The sequence below is a fragment of the Mycobacterium sp. THU-M104 genome, assembly GCF_049197365.1.
Classification (GTDB): Bacteria; Actinomycetota; Actinomycetes; order Mycobacteriales; family Mycobacteriaceae; genus Mycobacterium.
Window position 1 is genome coordinate 1 of record NZ_JBMIOP010000072.1, and the last position, 23228, is coordinate 23228.

Sequence of the window (23228 nt, forward strand, 5' to 3'; positions counted from 1 at the left end):
GCGCTGGTGATGGGCCCCTGGCACGACATCGAGCGCCGTTCGCGGACGCATCGGCGCACCCCGATGGACTGGGACGCCGAGCACATCCTGCTGCGCACTGTGCGCTGCGTCAGCGGCACCGTCGAGCTGATGGTGAGCTGCGAGCCGGCCTTCGACTACCACCGCACCGGGGTGACGTGGGCGTATTCGGCCAACGCGTATGGCGAGGCCGTCGCCCGCGCCGCCAAGCAGCCCGACGACCACCCCACCCTGCGGCTGACGACCAACCTGCGCATCGGCCTGGAGGGCCGGGAAGCTCGTGCGCGCACCCGGATGAAGGAGGGCGACGACGTGTTCGTCGCGCTGAGCTGGCAACTTCCCGCAGGCGTTCACCCACCTGGCGCTGATCAACGCGGTTGTCCACGTGATCCGCGCCGAGGAGGAGGCCGACGGTTCGGGGATGTTCCTGCCCGCCAACGCGCCCATGTGAACAGACCGTGTGGCCCCGACGCCCGGGTGCACGGCCCGCCCGCGCACAACGGACTCGCGCGCCGCGATACCATGCGGCAGTGCCTGCCGCGACGCGTCGACCCTGGATCCTGACCGCATTCCTCCTTCTGGCGATCGCCGCCCTGGCCGGGTGTGGTCAGGGCGGCAAGCCCGCCGCGACGTCGGGGACCAGCACCTCGGCGGGTTCGCACTGGTCGCGGCCGTCGGCTCCCCCCGACCCGCAGACGTTGCTGGAGGTCGGCGCCCTCGCCGTCACAAAGGTGCCCGGCGGCACGCTGACGTCGATCAGGACCCAGGAGGCCGGGAGCTGGCGGGTCCACGTCGTCACCGCCGACGGCACCGAGCAGTCGATGGACGTGTCCTCGGACGGCGTCACGATCCTGGTCGGCCCGACCCCGAAGAACCGGAGCGACGCCGACAAGGCCCAGAACCGCGCCCTGGTGCAGGCCGCGACTCTGAACTACCGCACGGCCGTCGAGAAGTTCCTGGCCACGGTGCCCAACGGTTCGATCACCGAGATGCAGCTCGCCGAGACCAACGGCACCACCGTGTGGGAAGCCGACGTCTGGGACACCTACATCGTCGAGCACAAGGTCACGCTCAACGCGGCGTCCGGGGACGTCATCGCGAACAAACAGGTCTAGCGGCGGTCGCCGCCGAACACCCTGTGCGGCTTACTTCTTCGCCTTCTCGTCGCCGGTGGACAACGCCGCGACGAATGCCTCCTGCGGCACTTCCACCCGCCCGATGGTCTTCATCCGCTTCTTGCCCTCCTTCTGCTTTTCCAGAAGTTTGCGCTTGCGGGTGATGTCGCCGCCGTAGCACTTGGAGAGCACGTCTTTGCGGATCGCGCGGATATTCTCGCGCGCAATGATTTTCGAGCCGATCGCCGCCTGTACCGGGACCTCGAACTGCTGGCGCGGGATCAGCTCCTTGAGCTTGGTGGTCATCTTGCTGCCGTAGGCCGAAGCCCCGTCTCTGTGGACGATCGCCGAGAACGCGTCGACGGTCTCGCCCTGCAGCAGGATGTCGACCTTGACCAGGTCAGCCTCCTGCTCGCCGGCCTCTTCGTAGTCCAGGCTGGCGTACCCGCGGGTGCGTGACTTCAGTGAGTCGAAGAAGTCGAAGATGATCTCCCCCAGCGGCATGGTGTAACGCAGCTCCACCCGCTCGGGCGACAGGTAGTCCATGCCGCCCAGCTCGCCGCGGCGGGACTGGCACAGCTCCATGATGGTGCCGATGAACTCGCTGGGCGCGATGATGGTGGTCTTGACCACGGGCTCGTAGACCGCGCAGACCTTGCCCTCCGGCCAGTCCGATGGGTTGGTGACGACGATCTCGGTCCCATCCTCCTTGGCCACCCGGTACACGACGTTCGGCGATGTCGAGATCAGGTCCAGGTCGAACTCGCGCTCGAGGCGTTCGCGGGTGATCTCCATGTGCAGCAGGCCCAAAAAGCCGCACCGGAAACCGAAGCCCAGGGCCACCGACGTTTCCGGCTCATATGTCAGCGCCGCGTCGTTGAGCTGGAGCTTGTCCAGGGCGTCGCGCAGGTCGGGATAGTCCGAGCCGTCCACGGGGTACAGCCCGGAATAGACCATCGGGCGGGGTTCGCGGTAGCCCGTCAGCGCCTCGGTCGCACCGTGGCGCGCCGTCGTCACGGTGTCGCCGACCTTGGACTGGCGGACGTCCTTCACGCCGGTGATCAGGTAACCCACCTCTCCCACGCCGAGGCCCTCGCTGGGCTTGGGTTCGGGCGAGACGATGCCGACCTCGAGCAACTCGTGGGTCGCGTGGGTTGACATCATCAGGATGCGTTCGCGCGGAACGATTTTGCCGTCCACCACCCGCACGTAGGTCACCACGCCGCGGTAGATGTCATAGACCGAATCGAAGATCATCGCGCGGGTGGGCGCGTCGGCGTCGCCCTGCGGCGGCGGCACCTGGCGGACCACCTCGTCGAGTAGCTGCGCCACCCCCTCGCCGGTCTTGCCGGACACCCGCAGCACGTCGTCGGGCTCGCATCCGATGATGTGCGCGATCTCCCCGGCGTAACGGTCGGGGTCGGCGGCCGGCAGGTCGATCTTGTTGAGCACCGGGATGATCGTCAGATCGCGGTCCAAGGCCAGGTACAGGTTGGCCAACGTCTGCGCCTCGATGCCCTGGGCGGCGTCGACCAGCAGCACGGCCCCCTCGCAGGCTTCCAGCGCGCGCGACACCTCGTAGGTGAAGTCGACGTGGCCGGGGGTGTCGATCAGGTGCAGGACGTAATTGTCTTCGGGGGTGTCACCTCCCGATATTGTCCACGGCAACCGCACGTTCTGTGCCTTGATGGTGATCCCACGTTCCCGCTCGATGTCCATGCGGTCCAGATACTGGGCGCGCATCGAGCGTTCGTCGACGACACCGGTGAGCTGCAGCATGCGGTCGGCAAGCGTGGACTTGCCGTGGTCGATGTGGGCGATGATGCAGAAATTCCTGATCTGCGCCGGCGCGGTGAAGGTCTTGTCGGCGAAGCTGCTGATGGGAATCTCCTGGTGTGCCGATGTTCGGGGGTGCGCTGGCCCGCTCCGCGGGCACGTCCAGGGTATCTACGCGGCGGGCCCCGGACACACTTGGACGCGGTCGGGCTCGGCCGTGCGCGTCTATGATTCACACCATGGCTTCTACCCGGAAGCACCGGGAGCAGTGGAAAACTGTCCAGCGCTTCGCCGTGACCCTCGTCGCCACCGGGGCTCCGCGGCTGGCCCGGCACCTGGGGAACTCCCAGACCGTCCTGCGGGAAATCCAGCAGGCACTCACGATCACCGCCAACGTCATCGCGGCGGTTGCGCCGCCGCCACCGGCCTCGATCACCGCGGGCCGGCCGGTGACCAGCAACAGTTTCCCCACCGTGCAGCGGGCCCGCGAGCTGGTCTATGCCCCCGCCCTGGACGGCCGCGCCGATCCCGGGGAGATCGTGTGGACGTGGGTGGTCGACGAGGACGATCCCACCCGCGGCACGGACCGGCCGGTACTCATCGTGGGCCGCGACCGCGATGCACTGCTGGGGTTGATGGTGTCCGCCCAGGAGCGCCCTGCCACCGACCCGGACTGGGTCGGGATCGGGGCGGGGAGCTGGGACGACGGGGCCAGGAAAAACTGGGTTCGGTTGGACCGGGTGCTCGACGTTCCCGAGGAAGGCATCCGCCGCGAGGGCGCGATGCTGGAGCGTGAGACTTTCGACCTGGTGGCCGCGCGGCTGCGCGCGGACTACGCCTGGCGTTAGACGGCCATCATCCCTGCGTGATGTAGGAATGCAGTTGCTGCTGCTGGGCCTCGAGCTCTTCCATCCGCGTCTTGACGACGTCGCCGATGCTGACGATGCCGACCAGCCTCGTGCCGTCGAGCACGGGCACGTGGCGCACCCGGTGCTTGGTCATCAGCACGCTGACCGTGTCGACCGTGTCGGCCTTCGTGCACGTGGCGACCGCGGACGTCATGACCTTGGACACCGGGCGCGACAGTACGCTGGCGCCGTGCGCGTGCAGTTGGCGCACCACATCGCGCTCCGAGACGATGCCGACGACGCCCTGCGCGTCGACCACCACCATGGCGCCGATATTCCCTTCCGCCAGACCCGCCAGAAGCTCGTGGACCGTCGCATCGGGGTTGATCGTCACCACCGCCGCCCCCTTGTTCTTCAAGACGTCCGCGATGCGCATCTGGCCTCCCACCGAGGGTGATTTGGATCTCGTCAGGTTACCGCGTCCCGAGCGCCAGGTCACGCGTCCACGACCGCGGCCCGGAAGCGGCGATCGGGCACTGTACGCGCGTGCGGCCCAAAGATGACGCCATGATCGAGATCACGCTGCTGGGAACCGGCAGCCCCATCCCCGACCCGAACCGCGCCGGTCCGTCCACCCTGGTGCGGGCGGGCGGCCAGGTTGTGCTGGTGGACCGCGGGCGCGGGGTGCTGCAGCGCGCGGCGGCGGTCGGGGTGGGGGCCGCCGCGTTGTCGGTGCTGCTGCTCACCCACCTGCACAGCGACCACACCAGCGACCTCGGCGACGTCCCCATCACCCGTTGGATCAGCACCTTCGCGCCCGATCCGACGCCGCTGCCGATCATCGGGCCGCCCGGCACCGCCGAAACGGTCGAGGCGACACTGCAGGCGTTCCGGCACGATATCGACTACCGGATCGCTCATCACGGCGACCTCAACGCGCCACCGTCGGTACAGGTCCACGAGCACACCGACGGCCCGGTGTGGGAGCGGGCCGTCGTATCGGTCCGAGTCGCCCCGACCGATCACCGCCCGGTGGCACCGACCATCGGGTTCCGCATCGAATTTGGCGGCGCCGCAGTGGTTCTCGCCGGGGATACGGTGCCCTGTGCCGGCCTCGACGGGCTGGCCGCCGGGGCCGATGCCCTGGTGCACACCGTGATCCGCAAGGACATCGTCGTCAACATCCCCCAGCAGCGGCTGCAGGACATCTGCGACTACCACTCCTCGGTGCAGGAGGCCGCGGCGGCGGCGGCCCGCGCCGGCGTGGGCACCCTGGTGATGACGCACTACGTGCCGGCGCTGGTGCCCGGCCAGCGGGAGCAGTGGCGGGCGCTGGCCGCCGGCGAGTTCGGTGGCCGGATCGAGCTCGGCGAGGACCCGCACCGGGTGGAGATCGGCGGACCCTTGTGAGCGCGGTTCACGCGGACACCCCGGCCACCGCACCGTCAGGCCAGGCGGGTGACCTCCACGATGACGTCGAGGTCGGTCGCCCCCTCGCCGGAGTAGATGCCTTTCAGCGGGGCGACGTCGGCGTAGTCTCGCCCCGCACCCACGCTGACGTATTGCTCGTTGATCTCGGTACCGCTGGTGGGGTCAAAACTCCACCAGTCACCTGTCCAAGCCTCGATCCAGGCGTGGCTGCGCCCGTCCACGGTGTCCCCCACGACCGCGTCGCGCTTGGGGTGCAGGTAACCGGACACGTAACGCCCCGGAATCCCCATGCTGCGCAGCAGCATCAGTGACAGGTGCACGAAGTCCTGGCACACCCCTCTGCCCTCGCCGAGCGCATCCAACCCCGACGAATGAACGCTGGTGGCACCCGGCAGGTATTCGAGCGCGCCCCGCACCCACTCGGCCGCGGCCACGACGGCGTCGGCGGGCTCGTGATTTTTCGCGATCTTCCTGCCCACCGCCCCGAGGCGCTTTCCAGGCGGGGTGTGCGGGGTCGGTCGCAGCAGCTCGTCGAACCGGTCGATCACCGCCCCGGAACGCAGGTCGCTCCAGTTGGCGTCGCCGACCGGCGACTGCTGCGCCTCCGTCTCGACGACCGAGGATGACATCACCGTCAGGTCGACGTGCGGGGCGTGCAGGTCAAACGCCGTGACGGCGGTGCCCCAGTAGTCGATGTAGCGGTAGCACCGGCTGGCCGGAACGGTTTCGACGCGGTTGAGGACCACGTTCTGTCTGCTGTTCGACCGCGGGGTCAGCCGCGCTTCGTTGTACGACGCGGTCACCGGCGCTTGGTAGGCATAGCCCATGGTGTGCACCAGCCGCAACCGCCACATCAGGCCTCCCCCGACTTGTCGACCAACCGGCCATCCAACCGGCCATTGTGGCCGGCATCAGACCACGCCACCCACGGCGTGATGTGAAAGTACTGCAGCGCCAGCGCTTCCCCGACGTCATGGCAGGTTTGCTGCAGGCTCGCCAAACGCGTGTCCAAGGATTCGAGCAGCACGCCGGGCTGCACGAACTCCAACTCGCTGCGGGCTTGGCCGAGCAGTCGCTGCGGTTCGATGGTCAATCCGACCCGGCTCTGCGGATTGTGCAGCAACTCCTCCAGGTTGTGTTCGGCCAGCCGCAGCGAGAAGAACACCGAACGAGGGAACAGCCGGTCGAGCAACATGAACTCGACCACGCGCCCCGCGTCCAGCGCCCCACGGTAGGTGCGCAGATAGGTGTCGTGGGCACCCGCCGAACGCAACAACGTCACCCAGGCCGGCGACGAGGCGCTGTCACCGACCCGCGACAGCAGCAGTCGCACCGTCATGTCGACCCGCTCGATGGCCCGGCCCACCAGCATGAACCGGTACCCGTCGTCACGGGATAGCGTCGAATCAGCCAACCCGGCGAACATCGCCGCCCGACCCTCGATGAACGACAAAAACTCGTGCGGCCCAAGGTTTTTTGCCGCACGCCGCCGCTCACTCAGGGCGTGATATGTGGTGTTCAGGCACTCCCAGATCTCACTCGATGTCACTTCGCGCGCCGACTTCGCGTTCTCGCGCGCAGCCGTGATCGCGTCGACGATCGAGGATCCCCCCGTAAGGTCGCTGCTGTAGGCGACCAGCTCGGTCAGCGACCAGACGTCGAGATCGTGGTCAGGCGGATCGATGCCCAGCACTCGCAACAACAGCCGCGACGTGTGATCGGGATCGACACTGGAGTCCTCGAGCAGTTGATGCAGGGCGACATCGAGGATCCGCGCGGTATCGTCGGCCCGCTCGACGTATCGGCCGATCCAGTACAGCGCCTCGGCGTTGCGGGCCAGCATCAGCGGGTCGCCTCCGCGCGTTGGCGCTGTTTGTGTCGCGGTTGCTCGTCTTGGCTTCGCCGCCGCTTCCCGCGGCCGTCGGGCGCCGGGTCCGGTAGCGAGCGCACCACCTCGGCGGCGCCGAGTTCGCGCTCGGCGCCAGACGCGCGCGGCGCCAGGACCCAGGTGTCCTTGGATCCGCCACCCTGGCTGGAGTTGACCACCCGCGACCCCTCGACCAGGGCCACCCGGGTCAATCCACCCGGCAGCACCCACACGTCGTCGCCGTCGTTGACGGCGAACGGCCGCAAGTCGACGTAACGCGGAGCCAGGGCATCACCAACCCGGGTCGGCACGGTCGACAGCTCCATCATCGGTTGTGCGATCCAGCTGCGCGGATCGTCGCGGATCTTTTTGGCGACGGCTGCCAATTCCTTGGCAGAGGCCTCCGGACCGAACACGATCCCGTAGCCACCCGACCCTTCGACCGGCTTGAGCACCAATTCATCGATCCGGTCCAGCACCTCCTGGCGTTCGTCGTCGAGCCAGCACCGCAGTGTCTCCACATTGGCCAGCAGCGGCTTCTCGCCCAGGTAGTACTCGATCATCGTCGGCACGTAGGTGAAGACGAGCTTGTCGTCGCCGACACCGTTGCCGATCGCACTGGAGATCACGACATTACCGGCGCGGGCTGCGTTGACCAGGCCGGCCACCCCCAGCAAGGAATCGGCGCGGAACTGCAGCGGGTCGAGGAACACGTCGTCGATGCGCCGGTAGACGACGTCGACCTGACGCTCTCCCCCGGTGGTGCGCAGGTACACCTGGTTGTCCCGGCAGAACAGATCTCGCCCCTCGACCAGCTCCACGCCCATCTGCCGGGCCAGCAGCGAATGCTCGAAGTACGCCGAGTTGCGGACTCCGGGAGTGAGGACGACGACGGTGGGATCCGCCTCGTTGGTGGCCGCGGAATTGCGCAGCGCACGCAGCAGGTGCGAGGCGTAATCGTCGACGGCACGCACCCGATGGGTGGCGAACAGGTTCGGGAAGACGCGAGCCATGGTGCGGCGGTTCTCCATCACATACGACACGCCTGACGGCGAGCGCAGATTGTCCTCCAGTACTCTGAAAATGCCCTTGTCGTCGCGGATCAGGTCGATGCCGGCGACGTGGATGCGCACGCCGTTGGGTGGGACGATCCCCACGGCCTGGCGGTGGAAATGCTCGCAGGAGGTGATCAGGCTGCGCGGGATCACGCCGTCGTTCAGGATTTCCTGATCGCCGTAGATGTCGTCGAGATACATCTCGAGTGCCTTCACCCGCTGGATGATGCCGCGCTCCAGCTTGCTCCACTCGGCGGTCGAGATCACCCGCGGAACCAGGTCGAGCGGGAAGGGCCGCTCCTGCCCGGACAGGGAGAACGTGATGCCTTGGTCGATGAACGCGCGGGCCAGCGCTTCGGCACGGGCCTGAAGATCCGAGGCATCCGCCGGTGCGAGTTCGGCGTAGATGCCCTTGTAGGGGCCGCGGACGGCGCCTTGGGCGTCGAACATCTCGTCGAAGGCCATCGCATAGGACTCCGACGTGCCGTAACCACCGAAGATGCGCCCGGCGCGTGACAGATCGCGCAGACCGTGGCCGGTTTCATCGAGCTCATTCGCGGATTTCACATGTCCGATGCTGCCCCAAATTGACGTCATGGCGGGTCGAGGGTTCCCATTTTGGGTAAAAACGTAACCGACTGATAACCTGGGCAGTCGCCGCCGGGGGATATCGGATGCCGGTCCCCAGCAACCACCGAATCAAAGAAGAAGGAAACTCAGGCGTGGCCAACATCAAGTCGCAGCAGAAGCGCAACCGCACCAACGAGCGCGCCCGGCTGCGCAACAAGTCGGTGAAGTCCTCGCTGCGCACCGCCGTCCGCGCCTTCCGTGAGGCCGCCCACACCGGCGACAAGGACAAAGCCGCCGAACTGCTCGTGGAGACCAACCGCAAACTGGACAAAGCGGCCGGCAAGGGCGTGATTCACAAGAACCAGGCGGCCAACCGGAAGTCGGCGCTGGCCCGCGTCCTCAACAAAATCTGAGACGCGCCCGAACAGCCACCGGCCACCCTGCCTGGTCTGTCTGCTCTGTCGGCGGAGCTCAGTCGGCCACGAGCTCGGCAACCCGCCTGACAGCGGCCTCCAGCGCGTACTCGGCATCCGCTGCGGCCCCCTTGACGTCGGCATTGAGCACCGCCACCAGTTTCAGCGCGGTCGCCACCGTATCTCGGGACCAGCGCCGCGCTTGTTTCTGGGCTTTCTGCACCCGCCACGGCGGCATCCCCAGCTGCGCCGCCAAGCGATAGGGATCGCCCGACAGCGGCCCCACCCGGCCGATGGCGTGCACGGCCTCGGCGAGCGCGTCGGCGAGCACCACCAGCGGCTCGCCCCGCATCATCGCCCACCGCAGCGCCTCGGCGGCCCCCGTGACGTCGCCTGCCACGGCCTTGTCCGCGATGTCGAACCCCTTCACCTCGGCCTTGCCGCTGTGGTAGCGCCGCACCGCCGTCGCGTCAACGAGCCCGCCGGTGTCGGAGACCAGCTGCGAACAGGCCGATGCCAACTCGCGGAGATCGGACCCGACGGCGTCCAGCAGCGCAGTCACCGTCGGCTGGTCGACCTTGACGTGCAGGGCACGAAACTCCTTGCGGACGAAGTCGCCGCGTTCGGCGGCCTTGGTGGTCCGCGCGCAGGGATGCACCGTGGCGCCGAGCGACTGCAGTTCCTTGGCCAGCGCCTTGGCGCGCCCCCCACCGGAATGCACCACCACCAGCACGATGCCGGCCGGGAGATCGGCGGCGGCCGAGGCGATCACCCCGACTGCTTCCTTTCCGGCGTCGGCGGCGGACTCGAGCACGACGATGCGCTCGTCGGCGAAAAGCGACGGGCTGAGCAGCTCGGCGAGCTCGTAGGTACTGACCTCACCGGCCCGCATCCGGTTGACCGGAACGTCATTGGTGCCGGCCCGCGTGCGCGCCGCCCGCAGCACGTCGGCCACGGCCCGCTCGACCAGAAGATCCTCGTCTCCCAAGACCAGGTGCAACGATGAATCCTCGCTCATCCCACGATGGTGTCACGGGATTCTGACGAGGAACCGACCAGTCCCGACAGCGACCAGGCCAGCAGACACAGGATGAGGAGCCCAACGGCGTAGCCGAACGCCGTGCCAAACCGGCGCCGCCGCCCCAGCCGCACGACCGCGACCAGCAGCACCAGCGTGACACCGCCGACCAGCAGAACTCCCGCCGCGCCCGACGGCACGCGCGCGGTGGCCGCGGGCACCGCGGCCGCCCACCGCGCCACGCCCAGAACCCACCACAGCTCGGGCCCGGTGAAACGGATCAGCAGTCGCGCGCCGGCCGGCCACAACGGGTCCAGCACGGCCCCGGCGCTGCCCAGCAACGTGATCGGAGGGACCACGGGTGCCACCGCGAGGTTGGCCACGGCAGCGACCAGGCTTACCCGCCCCGAGATACCGGCCACCAGCGGGGCGGTCACCGCGTGGGCGGCCCAGGCAACCGCGAATGCATCCGCGGCCGGCCGGGGCCAGCCTCTGGCGACCAGGCTCCGCGACCAGGCCGGCGCGATCACCACCAGCGCGGCCGTCGCCAGTACCGACAGCGCGAACCCCACGTCGACGGCCAGCTGGGGCGCGACGGCCACGAGCACCAACACCGTGGCGGCCAGCGCCGGGATCGCCTGCCGCCGGCGCGACGACAGCATGCCCGCCAGTGTGATCGCTCCCATCACCGCCGCCCTCAGCACGCTCGCAGTCGGCTGTACGACGACGACGAAAGCGACCAGTGCGACCGCGGCGAGCGCGACCGCCGCGCGCGGCCCGACCAACCGCGCCGACACCAGCACCGCCGCACACACGATGGTGACGTTGGCCCCGGACACCGCCGTCAGATGCGTCATTCCCGCCGCGCGAAACTCGCGGCCTACCTGGGCAGTCATCGCCGCGGTGTCGCCGAGGACGAGCGCTGGCAACATCGCACCCTGGGCGGCCGGCAGCGCGTCGCGGGCAGCGGCAGCGAAGCGCCTGCGCACCGTGTGAGCCACCCGCTGCACCGCACCGGCGGTGCCCACGGCCGGCCGGCCCGCGGCGTTGAGCACCGCGACGGTCAAGTCGTGGCGAGCCGGCCGGCTGATCCGGGCGACGAACCGCACCGGCTGGCCCACCATCAGGTCGTCGAAGTCGGAGGATCGCGCGAAAACGACTACACGGCCGGATATTTCGTCGGCCCGCAAGCGCGCCAGGCCAGCACGGAACATCAGCCGTCCACCAGACAGCGCCACCGGGCTCTCGGTGGGGATGACCGTCACCGGGGCCGTCGTCCCGAACGCGGCGGTAATCGGGTGGCGGCCCAATGCATCGCAACGCAGGGCGATCGCGAGGCCGAATCCGGCGCCCACGACCGCGACGGCGAAAATCCCGGCGCCGACCGCCCGCAGGCGGGAATGCTCGCCGGAACGGCCCGCCGCATAGCAGGCCAGCACGCCCGAGGCCGCGAGCAACGCGATGCAGCACCACGCCAGGGCCCGGCCCACCGGCCACACGATCCCCGCGGCGGTCACCACCCAGCCGGTGAGCGCAGCCGGCACCAGGCGGACATCGACGCGCGCCGGCGCCGGCTCGCCGCAGGTGGGTGACCGGGGCCCGGGCGGGTCAGACGCGGACCAGGGCACGCAGCTTCTCCAGCCGCGCCGGGCCGATACCGTCGACGTCGGCGAGCTGGTCGACGCTGGTGAACTTGCCGTTGGCCTGTCGCCACGCCACGATCGCGGCGGCGGTGACCGGCCCGACCCCGGGGAGGGTGTCGAACTGCTCCACGGTTGCGGCGTTGAGGTCGAGCACCTTACCCGGCTTCGGCTTCGCCGATCCCGATACCGGCGCTGCCCCCCGGGCCGGCACCGGGCCGGCGGTCACTGAGCTGCCCAGCCCCGCCGGCCGCCCCGGAGCAGGCGCCAGCCCCACCACGATCTGTTCGCCGTCGTCCAGTGGGCGAGCCATGTTCAGCCCGATGGTGTCGGCACCGGCCACCGCACCGCCGGCGGCCTGCAGCGCATCCGCGATACGCGCGCCCGGCGCCAAAGTGACCAGCCCGGGCGTATGCACCAGGCCGACCACGCTGACCACCACCGAGTGATCGGCTTCTGCCGGTTCGCCGGCGCCCGGGCTCGCCGACGGCCGGGGACTCGACGAGGACACCTTCTCCACCGGGGGCAGCTTGGCCGACATCACGGGCGCGGCCCGGTCACGCAGCAAGGTGAACACGGTGACCAGGACGGCAAGCGCCGCCACGGCCGCCAACGCGATGGCACCGGCCCTGCCCGGATCGGCGCGCACCCTGGCCAACCAGCTCGGACCGGGCGACGCCTCGGGAAGCCACCGCGGCAGCAATGAATCTGGTTCCTCAGCGGACTCGTCCCCCGATTCCGCGTGCGGGTCGGGGGCGAGTCGTCGATGCAGTCGCTCGGCGGGGAAGTCTGTGCGCATGCGACGACCGTAGGCGCGTCGGGCGCCCAAACACCCCCGATAAGCTCGTCACCGGGCGAATTTGTGGATTAATCCGACGCTGTGGACAACACTCGCACCCGATAGGTAAAGATGTAAGCCAAGCGAACGACCTTGATCGGGAAAACCCACTCCGCCGCGGGTCGCCACGTTCCCCTAGAGAACAGGAGGCTGCCATGCAATTGGCGCTCACACCGGAGGAAGCCGCGTTCCGCGACGAACTTCGCACGTTCTACACGACGAAGATCCCGCAGGAGCTGCGCGACCGGATGCGGGAGGGTTCGACGTCGGTGCCCGGCGACGTCGTCACCAGTCACAAGATCCTGCACGAGCACGGGCTGGCGGTGCCGAACTGGCCCGTCGAGTGGGGCGGCAAGGACTGGACGCCCACCCAGCACCAGATCTGGGCCGACGAGATGCAGCTGGCGAGCGTCCCGGAGCCGCTGAACTTCAACACCAAGATGGTGGGCCCGGTGATCGCCGAATTCGGTTCCGAGGAGATCAAGAAGAGGTTTTTGCCGCCGACGGCCAGCCTGGACATCTGGTGGTGCCAGGGTTTCTCCGAGCCGGAGGCCGGTTCGGACCTGGCGTCGCTGCGCACAACCGCCGTCCGCGACGGCGACAGCTACATCGTCAACGGCCAGAAGACCTGGACGACTCTGGGCCAGTACGCGGACTGGATCTTCTGCCTGGTGCGCACCGATCCGAACGCGCCCAAACGCCAAGCAGGCATTTCGTTCCTGCTCTTCGACATGAAGACGCCGGGCATCACCGTGCGGCCGATCACGACGATCGACGGCGGCCAAGAGGTCAACGAGCTGTTCTTCTCCGACGTCCGGGTTCCCGCCAACCAGCTTGTCGGAGAGGAGAACCAGGGCTGGACCTACGCGAAATTCCTGCTGGGCAACGAGCGCACGGGCATCGCCGGGGTGGGGCGCACCAAGGTACGTCTGGCCGAGGTGAAGAGGTACGCCGCGCAGACCGGGATCCTCGACGACCCGCTGTTCGCGGCCCGGCTGGCCGAGGCCGAAAACGAGCTCCTCGCACTGGAACTCACGCAGTCGCGGGTGGTGTCGGATTCTTCCGGCGGCAAGCCGAATCCGGCGTCGTCGGTGCTCAAGCTGCGCGGCAGCCAGTTGCAGCAGCTGGCCACCGAATTGCTGGTCGAGGTGGCCGGGGCCGATGCGCTGCCGGCCAACAGCCCGGATGTCAGCGACATCTCGTCGCCGGCCTGGGCGCAACAGAGCGCGCCGCATTACCTCAACTACCGCAAGACGTCGATCTACGGCGGGAGCAGCGAAGTGCAGCGCAACATCATCGCGTCCACCATTTTGGGTTTGTGAAAATTTTGGGATTGTGAGGCAACCATGGACTTTCAATTGAGCGAAGAGCAGGCACTGCTCCGAGACACCACGCGCGACCTGCTGGCGCGCACCTACGACGCGGAGAGCCGCAACAAGGTCATCGGCTCCGATCTCGGCTGGAGCCGCGACGTCTGGAGTCAGCTGGCCGACACCGGGATCCTGGGCCTGGGGTTAGACCCGGACGAGGCGGGCCAGATCGAGATCATGGTGGTGCTCAACGAGGTTGGCCGCCGGCTTGCGCCCGAACCGGTACTGCACGCCGCGCTGGGGCCCGGCGCCTTGGTCGCCGCGCTGGGCGGCCCGCAGCGGCAGCAGCTGCTCGACGACGTCGCGAGCGGACAGGTTCTGTTAGCCTTCGCCCACCGCGAGCCGGGTCAGCGCACACCGTCTGCCCAGTTGACCACCAAGGCTGCGCGGCAGGGAGATTCGTGGACTGTGAGCGGACGGAAGAACCCGGTGCTGGCCGGCGACTGCGCCGACATACTGGTGGTCAGCGCCGCGCTTCCAGACGGCGGAACCGGGCTGTTCCTGGTCGACGCGACGTCAAAAAACGCCTCCGTCACCCGCCATCCCTACCGCACCTTCGACGGACAGCGCGGCGCACAGGTCGACCTGGACTCCGTACCTGCCGAACCCCTGGGGGATGGGGCCGACGCGTCGGTCGCCATCCGTGACGCGGTGATCCGCATCCAGTCGGGATTGTGCGCCGAAGCGGTCGGTGCAATGGAGGAAGCGCTGCGGCTGACCACGGACTACCTCAAGACCCGCAAACAGTTCGGCGTCACACTCAGCAAATTCCAGGCGCTGACCCAGCGGGCCGCCGACATGTACGTCTCGCTGGAAATGGCCCGCAGCATGAGCCTGTACGCCGCGATGTCGATCGCCGACGGCAACCTCGACCCGGTCATCGCCTCGCGGGCCAAGCTGCAGATCGGCCGCTCGGGCCGGCACATCGCGCAGGAGTCGATCCAGATGCACGGCGGCATCGGAGTGACCGCGGAGTACCCGGTCGCGCACTACGCGGCCCGGCTCACCGCGATCGAGCAAACCCTGGGATCCTCGGGCGACCACCTGCATGTGCTGATCGGCCACATCGCGGACTACGAGCTGGCAAGGCTTTAGCCACAGCCGGGCTGTCGGAGAACGTTGCCTCGCCCCGTGCGGCGGGCACCGGCACCCGCCCCGACCAGCCTCTTTTATTCGCACAGGCGCGGGGGATCGCGACGATGCCCGAGGACGCGAAGAGGCGTCGGACACTGCGACGCGCACCGTCGCGGGGTACACGGGGCTGAGCGCTGCCGGCACAATGTCGACGAATCGACGACGCGCGACGAAATGACGACGCGCGACTAAATGACGACGCGCGACTAAATGGAGTCGGCCGCCGCAGCGGATCCTGGACCCGATTCCGGACCTGTTTCCGGGGACGCGACGGGTTCTGGCTGGGGCGCCGCACCCGATTTCGCCCCACCCGACTGTGGTTCCGAGTCAGGCAGCTGAGCGGCCAGGTACTCGGCGAGCGCCCCGATGGTCGGATAGTCGAACACCGCGGTGGCGTTGATCGTGAACGCGCCGCCGAACTGGCTGTGCAACCGGTTTCGGAGTTCGACCGCCATCAGCGAGTCCGTGCCCAAGTCCAGGAACCTGCTGGTGTCCGCGGGCGGTTGCGCGAGCCGTAGGAAGCCCTGAACCTCCCGCTGCAGGAATTCGGTGATGAAACCGGCGCGCTGAGCCGCCGGTATTTCCTGCAGTTGCCGGAGCAACTCGCTGTCGCCGGTCGGCTCCGTGACGGCACTCGGTAACACCAGGTCGAGAATCGGTGGACGCGAGCCGCCCAGCACTTTCGCAGCGCGCTGCCAGTTGGCCATGATGACCGTCGCCTGCCCGGCACCGTTGGCGACCACCTCCGCCAAGGCGTTCAGGGCGGCCTTGGGTTCCATGGGAACCAAGCCTTGCGCGACGATATTGGCGCGTGCAGCCTCTGACGAGGCCATGCCACCCTTGGCCCAGGGACCGAAGTTGAGTCCAGTCGCCGGAAAGCCCTGCGCCCTTCGTTCCGCGACCAGCCCGTCGAGCATCGCGTTGGCGGTCGAGTAGTTGGCCTGGCCGGGTGTACCGAGCAGGCTGGACACCGAGGAGGACACGATGAAGAAGTCGAGATCGTCGCCCTTCGTCAGCGCGTCCACATAGCACGCACCGAACGCCTTGGGCGCCAGGGTCGTCCGGAAGCGCTCGATATTCTGTCGGGACAGCAGCGCGTCGTCGAGCACGCCCGCCAGATGCACCACTCCCGCCAGCGGCGGCAACTCCGCGCGGATGCGCTCCAGCAGCTTCGCGACCTGGGCCTCGTCGCCGACATCGGCCCCGAAGGTATGGATGCGGCACCGGTAGCGCTCGGTGATGTCGTCGATTTCCCGTTGCGCTTCAGGACCAGGGGCGCGCCGGCTGGTCAAGACGATGTCACCGGCACCGAGCTGGGCCAGATAGGCCGCCGCGTGCAGGCCGATCGCACCCAGCCCACCGGTGATCAGATAGGTCCGATCACGTCGCGGTTGTAGTGGACTCGGCATTTGCAGCACGATTTTTCCGATGTGCCGCGCCTGCTGCATCCGGCGAAACGCCGTCTTTGCCTCCGTCAGCGGATAGATCTCGGCGGGCAGTGGCGTCCATTCGCCACTCGCCAAACCATCCGACACCTCACCCAGCAGACCGCGGATACGCTCGGGCTCTTGGAAAGTCACCGTGTCCAACGCCACGATCTCGTAGGCGATGTCGGGACGCGTCGCCGCCATCTGTTCCGGAGTCCAGATGTCACGTTTGGCGATCTCCGCGAATCGACCGTTCTGAGCGGTGGCCCTTACGGTCGCTTCGACGAACCCCTCGTTGGTGAGGCTGTTGAGCACGACGTCGACGCCGGCGCCGCCCGTATCCGCGAGGATCTGGTCGGCGAAATCCGTACTGCGCGAATCATAGACGTATTCCACGCCCAGTTTGCGCAGCGTCGCACGTTTGTAGGTGCTGGCGGTGGCGAAGACGATCGCACCGTGCTGCTGCGCCATCTGGATGGCGGCCAGTCCCACGCCACCGCTGGCGGCGTGAATCAGCACCCGGTCGCCCGGCTTCAACTGTGCCCAGTCGAACGCGAGCCGGGCCGTCAAGGCCGCGGCGGGAATGGTCGCCGCTTCCACCGCTTTCACGCGGGCGGGAATCGGGGCCAGCAACTGGGCCGGGACATTGAACCGGCTGGCGAACGCGCCCTGCATGAAGCCGTATACGCGTTGGCCGACCTCGAGCCCGGTGACGCCACCGCCCAGCTGGGTGACGACACCTGCGAAGTCACCGCCGATCGGGCCCGGGTCGCCCGGATACAAGCCCAGCACATTGAGCACGTCCCGGAAGTTCAGACCGGCTGCCTCGACCCGGACCTGCACAAAGCCGTCGTCCGGCGGCGGCACGTCCGACTCGATCAGACGCAGGTTGTCGATCGCGCCGCGTTCGGCGGGTGCCAGCGCGTAATCGCTTGCCCGCGGGACCGCGAGACGACCGCTGCGCGACCATTGCAGTAGCCGCGACGCCAAGAACTTGCCTTGCCGCAGCGCGAGTTCCGGTTCGTCAATCGGCGCAGCGAGAAGACCCGCCAGCGAATGCACGGCCTCCGTCGAACCGTCGCAATCGACCAGCCTGCAGCGCAGGACCGGTTCCTCGTTGACGATCGTGCGTCCGAGCCCCCACAGTGCTGCTTGCACCGGGTCGACGTGCTCGCCGGATTCGGTCGCCACGGCCCGTTCGGTGACGATCCACAGCCCATAGGGCAGTGTGACCGCGGCATCGGCCCCTACGGCGTGAACGGCGCTGAGCAGGTGGGCGATCTCGGTCTCCAGCCGCGCGGCTGACTCGGCGATCGACTCCCCCGCACGCGGTCCGGCGCTGCGCCAGACGATGCCGGAGAACGGCACACCGCGCTCGTTCGCCTGGGTCAGTAGCTGGCCCACAGGCTCGGGATCGATGGTCCGATCGAGAGAGATACAGCCCGGCAGCCTGGCCGCCAGCTCGTCGAATCCGGAAACCAGCCAGGTGCCGATCACGCTCCCGGCGCCCTCGGTATCACTGATCGACGCCGGCCGCGGCACCTCGTGCCAGCCGAGGGTGTACATCAACCGGGTGGCGTCGCCGCCGAGCCCGCGCAACAACGCTTCCCGGGGCGCGCGTTTGACCGTGAACTCGCGAATCCCGCCGAGGCGGCGGTCATCCCGATCGACGAAGTCGAGATCGAAGACCTGTGTTTCACTGTCGAGGGCGCTCGTGTGCCACCTCGCGCGGCAGTAGAACCGCCGCGGCATCTTCTGCACCACCTCCACCCGTCCGTACCGCAGCGGCAGGAAGAGGTCGTTCACCCCTTGTTCGGCCGCGAGAAGCGCCGGGAACGCCGGGAAGGCGACCCCGGTGCACAGGTCGAGCAGCACCGGATGGATCGGCTCCGTTCCGAGCTGCTCGGCCAGTTCTTCGCCGACGGTGACGTCACCTATCGCCTCACCCTCACCGACCCACAGTGACTTGAGGGAACCGGACCAGTTGGGCCCCCACGCCAGCTCCATGTCGGCGAAGGTCTCGAAGAGCTGCTGCGGCCGCAGGCGTTGCATCTGCTCGATTTCCGCGGCAAGGGATTCCGCGGGGTCCGCAGGATCCGGCGCCGATTCGCCGTCGGTTACGGTGACACCGGAGCTCACCGTGCCGTCGGCGTTCAACGACCATTCGGCGTCGCGGACACCGTAGGGGCGACTGTGCACGCGGAAGCTGAAGGCGCCCCCGTTCGGCACGCCGCCCTCCAACGGATGCAAGGTCAGCTGGACTTCCCGAGAACTCTTCTCGGGCAGGATGATCGGCTCATAGAAAAAGACATCTTTCACCCGCGCCGGTGGCCCGACGGCGGCCAGTGCCATCGCCGCATAGGTAGCCCCCGGAACGACGACCGTGCCGTAGATGACGTGATCGGAGAGCCAGGGTTGCGACTTGACCGACAGCCGGCTGGTGTAGACGGAGTCGCCGGAGGCGAGCTCTTTTGCACTACCCAGGATTCCGGATCCGGTGGCGCCAGGGCCCTCGAGGCCGGCCCACCCGGCGGGAAGGCCGGACGTCTTGGGCCAGAAGCGACGACGCTGGAAAGCATAAGTGGGCAGCTCCAGTCTGCGGCGAGGCCGACGATGCAGCGCGGCGAACGTGGGCCGATGGCCGCTGACGTACGCCCCGGCCAACGCTTCGGCGATCTGGCGCCGGTCATCGACGCCCTTGCGCAGCGAAACGATCGCACGCGGCGCGGCCAGGTGTTCGGGCCAGATCTGCACCGCGGCGCCGGTCAGAACCGGCTGCGGACCGATCTCCATCAACACCGAGCAGCCCAGCGCCGCTATGGTTCGTACGCTCTCGGCGAACTGCACCGGCTGGCGGGAATGCCGGCGCCAATACTGGGCCTCCAAAGGGGTTTCCGGCGTGAGCACGGCGCCGGTGCGGTTGCAGACCAGCGGCAACGTCGGCACGGCGAACTCCAAACACCTCGCGTACGTCTCGAATTCATCGAGCACCGGCTCCAGCAACTCCGAATGGAAGGCGTGGCTGGTCTCCAGCCAGGTGCACCGGACCCCGTCTTCGCCGACCCTGGCGACGATCTGTTCGAGATCCGCGCTCCGGCCCGACAGCACCGTGTTGGCGCCGTTGTAGGCGGCGACCGACACCCGGCGAAACGCGCCGGCGATGTCCTCGACGTACTTGGCGTCGGCGAACACCGCCACCATTCGCCCACCGGCGGGCAGACTGCCGAACAGCCGGCCGCGCTCGGCCGTCAGCCGTGCCCCGTCCTCGAGACCGAACACCCCGGCCACACACGCCGCCGCATACTGGCCCACGCTGTGCCCCAGCACCACGTCGGGCTCGATGCCCCACGACTGCCACAGCCGGGCCAGGCCCATCTCGACGGCGAACAGCGCCGGTTGAGCAAACACGGTGTCCCGCAGTGTCTCTCCGGCTTGACCTCCGGTATCGCGGTCGGTGGCGAACAGCACCTCCAGCAACGGGCGCGGCAGCAGCCCGTCGACCGCTTCCGCACACCGTGTCACGGTGTCTGCGAAAACCGGCTCAGCGTCGAACAACTCGCGTGCCATGCCCGGGTGCTGGCTGCCCTGGCCGGTGAACAACCATGCCGTCGTCGGCGGGTCCGCGCACTCGCCGCGCATCACTCCCGGTCGTGTGCGGTTCTCGGCCAGCTCGGCCAGCAGGTCGCGGGCGTCCTGAACCGAATCCACGACGAGCGCGGCACGGTGTTCGAAATGCGAACGTCCCACCCCGGCGGTGAAGCACACGTCAGCGATGTCGGCCTTTGGATGCGCGTCCAACCAGACGGCATATCGCTGCGCCAACTCCAGCAGCGCCTGTGGCGAACGGGCGGACAGCGGCAGCACGCCGACGGACTCGTCTTGAACGCCTGCCTCCGCTACCGCGATGTCGCCTGACGAGTATTCGTCGGCGGTCGCCGGCTGTGCCGGCGCCTCCTCGATCAGAACGTGTGCGTTCGTGCCGGTGAACCCGAAGGAACTTATGCCAGCGCGGCGCGGCCGGCCGTTGGCCTGCCACGGAGTGGCCTTGTCCACGACACGCACCGGCAGCGAATCCCACGGGATATGCGGCGACGGCGTCTCGAAGTGCAGGCTCGGCGGCAGCACTTCGTGCTGCAGCGACAACACGACCTTGATCAGACCGGCGGCGCCCGACGCCGCCTCGAGGTGGCCGATGTTGGTTTTCACCGATCCGATCCGCAGCGGGCGGTCCGCGTCACGGTTGGCGCCGTAGACGGCTCCGGCCGCCTGCACCTCGATCGGATCGCCGAGCGGGGTTCCGGTCCCGTGCGCCTCGAGGTAGTCGACCTCCCCGCCGGCCAGACCGGCACGAGCCAGCGCCGCGGCGATAAGCCGTTGCTGTGCGCCCCCGTTCGGTACCGTCAAACCGCTGGAGGCGCCGTCTTGATTGACCGCACTGCTGGGGATGACCGCGCAGACCCGGTCGCCGTCGCGCTGAGCATCGCTCAGTCTCTTGAGGACCAGGATCCCGCAGCCTTCGCTGCGCACATAGCCGTCGGCGGAGGCGTCGAAGGTCTTGCACCGCCCAACGGGGGACAGCATCCTGGCGCGCGAGGCGGCGATGATGGTCACCGGGCTCAGCAAGACGTTCACCCCACCGGCCAGCGCCAGATCACAGTCGCCGGAGTGCAATGCCTGGCAGGCCTGATGAACGGCCACCAACGACGAGCTGCACGCGGTATCGACCGCGACCGCCGGACCTTCCAGCCCGAGCGCGAAGGCGACCCGGCCCGAGACAGCATTGAGCGCATTGCCGGTGATGAAGTAGGGCTCGAGTTTTTCGACCGACTCGGCGGACAGCAGATGCGCATACTCGTTGGCGCCGACCCCGACGAAGACGCCGGTTCGGCTGCCGCGCAGTGCGGACGGCGCGTACCCCGCCCTTTCGAGGCCCTCCCACACGGTCTCGAGCATCAGCCGCTGCTGCGGCTCGATCCACACCGCCTCGCGCGGGGAGATACCGAAGAATTCCGGGTCGAATCCGTCGATGGCGTCGAGGAATCCGCCGAAGCGGCTGTAGATCTTGCCCGGCGTCTCCGGATCGGGATCGTAGAACTCGTCGATGTCGAATCGGTCTTCCGGGACTTCCCGGATCGCATCGACACCACCGGAGAGCACCTCCCAGAATGCTTCCGGGTCGGGCGCACCGGGGAAGCGGCACGACACCGCGACGATCGCGATCGGCTCATCGGTGCGCGCCGTCACTGCCTGCGCGGTCCGGGGCCCTGCACCGGCAGATGCCTGCGCGTCGAGCCCAAGCACGTCGCCGAGCAGGTAGTCCGCCGCATCGGACAGGCGTGGGTGGTCCATCGCCAGGGTCGCCGGTATCTCCTTGCCCACGCCCTGCTCGATGCGTTGCCGCAACTCCATGGCCATCAGCGAATCCATGCCGAGGTCGAAGAATCCGGCGTCCTCGCGGATCTCGGCGGCATCGACTCGCGTCACCTCCGCCACCGCCTCGCGCAGGTGATCCACGAGGAGCTTCCTGCGCCGCTGCACCGGAGCGTGGGTGAGCTGCTCGACCAACTGGGTCTTCCCGGCGAACGTTGCGGACCGCGCCACCCCCGTCGCCGGCGTGGGCAACTCCCGCTCCAGCTCGGCCAGGAACAAACGTCTCCCCGCTTGTTGGTAGAGCGGCAGGAAGCGCGCCCAGTCGATCCGGGCCACGACACCTTGCGCGGGGCCTTGTCGCGCCCCAGGTGCGCGGGAAGACGCCATGAGATCGGTCATGCCCGCCAGCGCGTCGGCGGGCGACAACGTCCGGACGCCCCGCCGAGCCAGCCGGGCCCGCGCCTCCTCGTCGGCCATGCCCGCCGACCCCGACATCCACGGTCCGAAGTTGACGCTGATCCCCGGCACGCCCTGCGCACGCTGCCGCCAGGCCAGCCCGTCGAGGAAGGCGTTCGCCGCGCCGTAGGCGCTCTGGCCGAACCCGCCCCATACCGAGGCGATCGAGGAGGTGCTCACGAAGAAGTCCAGCTGCATCTCAGCGACTGCTTCGCTCAAATGCCACGCACCCCATACCTTCCCGGCGAAAACCCGGTCGATCTCGGCGTCGTCCAGCGTGCGAAGCGGAGTGGTACCGATCTCGCCTGCCGCATGGACGATACCGGCCAGCGGCGGCAGCTCGGCCTGCACGGTTGCCAACAGGCCCGCGACGTGGCCCGCGTCGGCGACGTCGGCCGCCAGGACGCGGATTTCGCAGCCGTGCTGTTGGCGGATGGCATCGATGCGCTGTTGCGCGGCAGCGCCGGGCCCGCGGCGGCCGGTCAGCACCAACTGCCGAGCGCCGTACGCGGCCAGGTATCCGGCGATTTCCAGACCGATCGATCCGAGCCCTCCGGTCACCAGATACGTTGCGTCGCCACGTAGCGCCGGCGGTGTCGCGATGGGCTGCCCACGCCGTCGAACCAGCCGTGGGAAATACACCGACTGATCACGCAGCGCCACGTGGTCTTCCGCTCCGGCCGAACTGCGCGACGCCGATGCCACGTGTGAGATCAACCGCGACCATTCGTCGGCTGCGTTTTCCGAGCCTTCCGAGCCTTCCGACAAGTCCGCCAGTCCGCCCCACACCTGCGGATGCTCCAGCGAGGCTGCCCGACCGAATCCCCACAGGCAGGACTGCACCGGTGACACCGTGTCGGTGTCGGTGACCCGCTGCGCGCC

At 68.4% G+C, this 23228-nt stretch carries 15 protein-coding genes and 1 pseudogene; 7 read left to right on the plus strand and 9 right to left on the minus strand.

Annotated features, from left to right (window positions below; genetic code table 11):
• Nucleotides 1–351 (plus strand): annotated as a pseudogene (locus ACOJVU_RS06870) (glycosyl hydrolase family 15); the annotation flags it as partial.
• A 197-nt stretch (nucleotides 352–548) separates the two neighbouring features.
• Nucleotides 549–1133, plus strand: coding sequence for a PepSY domain-containing protein (locus tag ACOJVU_RS06875; protein WP_421529090.1), 585 nt, complete (start codon nucleotides 549–551; stop codon nucleotides 1131–1133).
• A gap of 30 nt (nucleotides 1134–1163) precedes the next feature.
• Here ACOJVU_RS06875 and lepA read toward each other — a convergent pair whose 3' ends face one another.
• Nucleotides 1164–3080, minus strand: coding sequence for a translation elongation factor 4 (lepA, locus tag ACOJVU_RS06880; protein ID WP_421529100.1), 1917 nt, complete (start codon nucleotides 3078–3080; stop codon nucleotides 1164–1166).
• A gap of 68 nt (nucleotides 3081–3148) precedes the next feature.
• Here lepA and ACOJVU_RS06885 point away from each other — a divergent pair, with 68 nt between their 5' ends.
• Nucleotides 3149–3757 (plus strand): type II toxin-antitoxin system PemK/MazF family toxin, encoded by a 609-nt coding sequence (locus ACOJVU_RS06885; RefSeq protein WP_421529091.1) that lies wholly within the window; start codon nucleotides 3149–3151, stop codon nucleotides 3755–3757.
• A gap of 7 nt (nucleotides 3758–3764) precedes the next feature.
• Here the strand turns inward: ACOJVU_RS06885 and ACOJVU_RS06890 are convergent, their stop codons facing one another.
• The gene (locus ACOJVU_RS06890; protein ID WP_421529092.1) at nucleotides 3765–4193 is read right to left on the minus strand and encodes a CBS domain-containing protein; all 429 of its coding nucleotides are present in this window, start codon (nucleotides 4191–4193) and stop codon (nucleotides 3765–3767) included.
• A gap of 131 nt (nucleotides 4194–4324) precedes the next feature.
• Here ACOJVU_RS06890 and ACOJVU_RS06895 point away from each other — a divergent pair, with 131 nt between their 5' ends.
• Nucleotides 4325–5167: a ribonuclease Z gene (locus ACOJVU_RS06895; protein ID WP_421529101.1), complete on the plus strand. Its 843-nt coding sequence runs from the start codon at nucleotides 4325–4327 to the stop codon at nucleotides 5165–5167.
• Nucleotides 5168–5202: 35 nt separating this feature from the next.
• On the opposite strand, the gene ACOJVU_RS06900 is transcribed toward ACOJVU_RS06895, so the two are convergent.
• From ACOJVU_RS06900 to ACOJVU_RS06910, 3 genes are read right to left on the minus strand one after another with little or no spacing between them, the layout of a single operon-like run.
• Entirely contained in the window at nucleotides 5203–6042 is an 840-nt protein-coding gene (locus ACOJVU_RS06900; RefSeq protein WP_421529093.1) for a transglutaminase family protein, read from the minus strand.
• The gene (locus tag ACOJVU_RS06905; protein ID WP_421529094.1) at nucleotides 6042–7031 is read right to left on the minus strand and encodes an alpha-E domain-containing protein; all 990 of its coding nucleotides are present in this window, start codon (nucleotides 7029–7031) and stop codon (nucleotides 6042–6044) included. The genes ACOJVU_RS06900 and ACOJVU_RS06905 overlap by 1 nt, the downstream gene beginning before the upstream one ends.
• On the minus strand, nucleotides 7031–8686 hold the full coding sequence (locus tag ACOJVU_RS06910; protein WP_421529102.1) for a circularly permuted type 2 ATP-grasp protein: 1656 nt from the start codon (nucleotides 8684–8686) through the stop codon (nucleotides 7031–7033). Before ACOJVU_RS06910 ends, ACOJVU_RS06905 begins: the two co-directional genes overlap by 1 nt.
• 146 nt (nucleotides 8687–8832) lie before the next feature.
• Between ACOJVU_RS06910 and rpsT the strand changes: the two genes are divergently transcribed.
• On the plus strand, nucleotides 8833–9093 hold the full coding sequence (gene rpsT, locus ACOJVU_RS06915) for a 30S ribosomal protein S20 (protein WP_421529095.1): 261 nt from the start codon (nucleotides 8833–8835) through the stop codon (nucleotides 9091–9093).
• Nucleotides 9094–9151: 58 nt separating this feature from the next.
• On the opposite strand, the gene holA is transcribed toward rpsT, so the two are convergent.
• From holA to ACOJVU_RS06930, 3 genes are all read right to left on the minus strand, one after another.
• On the minus strand, nucleotides 9152–10093 hold the full coding sequence (gene holA, locus ACOJVU_RS06920; RefSeq protein ID WP_421529103.1) for a DNA polymerase III subunit delta: 942 nt from the start codon (nucleotides 10091–10093) through the stop codon (nucleotides 9152–9154).
• 14 nt (nucleotides 10094–10107) lie between these two features.
• Entirely contained in the window at nucleotides 10108–11655 is a 1548-nt protein-coding gene (locus ACOJVU_RS06925) for a ComEC/Rec2 family competence protein (RefSeq protein WP_421529104.1), read from the minus strand.
• A gap of 64 nt (nucleotides 11656–11719) precedes the next feature.
• Nucleotides 11720–12550 (minus strand): ComEA family DNA-binding protein, encoded by an 831-nt coding sequence (locus ACOJVU_RS06930; protein ID WP_421529096.1) that lies wholly within the window; start codon nucleotides 12548–12550, stop codon nucleotides 11720–11722.
• Nucleotides 12551–12744: 194 nt separating this feature from the next.
• Between ACOJVU_RS06930 and ACOJVU_RS06935 the strand changes: the two genes are divergently transcribed.
• Both ACOJVU_RS06935 and ACOJVU_RS06940 read left to right on the plus strand, forming a co-directional pair.
• Nucleotides 12745–13911, plus strand: coding sequence for an acyl-CoA dehydrogenase family protein (locus ACOJVU_RS06935; protein WP_421529097.1), 1167 nt, complete (start codon nucleotides 12745–12747; stop codon nucleotides 13909–13911).
• Nucleotides 13912–13935: 24 nt separating this feature from the next.
• Nucleotides 13936–15054 (plus strand): acyl-CoA dehydrogenase family protein, encoded by a 1119-nt coding sequence (locus ACOJVU_RS06940; RefSeq protein WP_421529098.1) that lies wholly within the window; start codon nucleotides 13936–13938, stop codon nucleotides 15052–15054.
• 245 nt (nucleotides 15055–15299) lie between these two features.
• On the opposite strand, the gene ACOJVU_RS06945 is transcribed toward ACOJVU_RS06940, so the two are convergent.
• The coding region (locus ACOJVU_RS06945) for an SDR family NAD(P)-dependent oxidoreductase (protein ID WP_421529099.1) at nucleotides 15300–23228 on the minus strand (7929 nt) is incomplete at its 5' end.

What these genes read in the sequence shown, in the direction of transcription:
- ACOJVU_RS06885 (WP_421529091.1), top strand. Translation starts at nt 3,149, where the DNA reads ATGGCTTCTACCCGGAAGCACCGGGAGCAGTGGAAAACTGTCCAGCGC.
- ACOJVU_RS06890 (WP_421529092.1), bottom strand. Translation starts at nt 4,193, where the DNA reads ATGCGCATCGCGGACGTCTTGAAGAACAAGGGGGCGGCGGTGGTGACG.
- ACOJVU_RS06895 (WP_421529101.1), top strand. Translation starts at nt 4,325, where the DNA reads ATGATCGAGATCACGCTGCTGGGAACCGGCAGCCCCATCCCCGACCCG.
- ACOJVU_RS06900 (WP_421529093.1), bottom strand. Translation starts at nt 6,042, where the DNA reads ATGTGGCGGTTGCGGCTGGTGCACACCATGGGCTATGCCTACCAAGCG.
- ACOJVU_RS06905 (WP_421529094.1), bottom strand. Translation starts at nt 7,031, where the DNA reads ATGCTGGCCCGCAACGCCGAGGCGCTGTACTGGATCGGCCGATACGTC.
- ACOJVU_RS06930 (WP_421529096.1), bottom strand. Translation starts at nt 12,550, where the DNA reads ATGCGCACAGACTTCCCCGCCGAGCGACTGCATCGACGACTCGCCCCC.
- ACOJVU_RS06935 (WP_421529097.1), top strand. Translation starts at nt 12,745, where the DNA reads ATGCAATTGGCGCTCACACCGGAGGAAGCCGCGTTCCGCGACGAACTT.
- ACOJVU_RS06940 (WP_421529098.1), top strand. Translation starts at nt 13,936, where the DNA reads ATGGACTTTCAATTGAGCGAAGAGCAGGCACTGCTCCGAGACACCACG.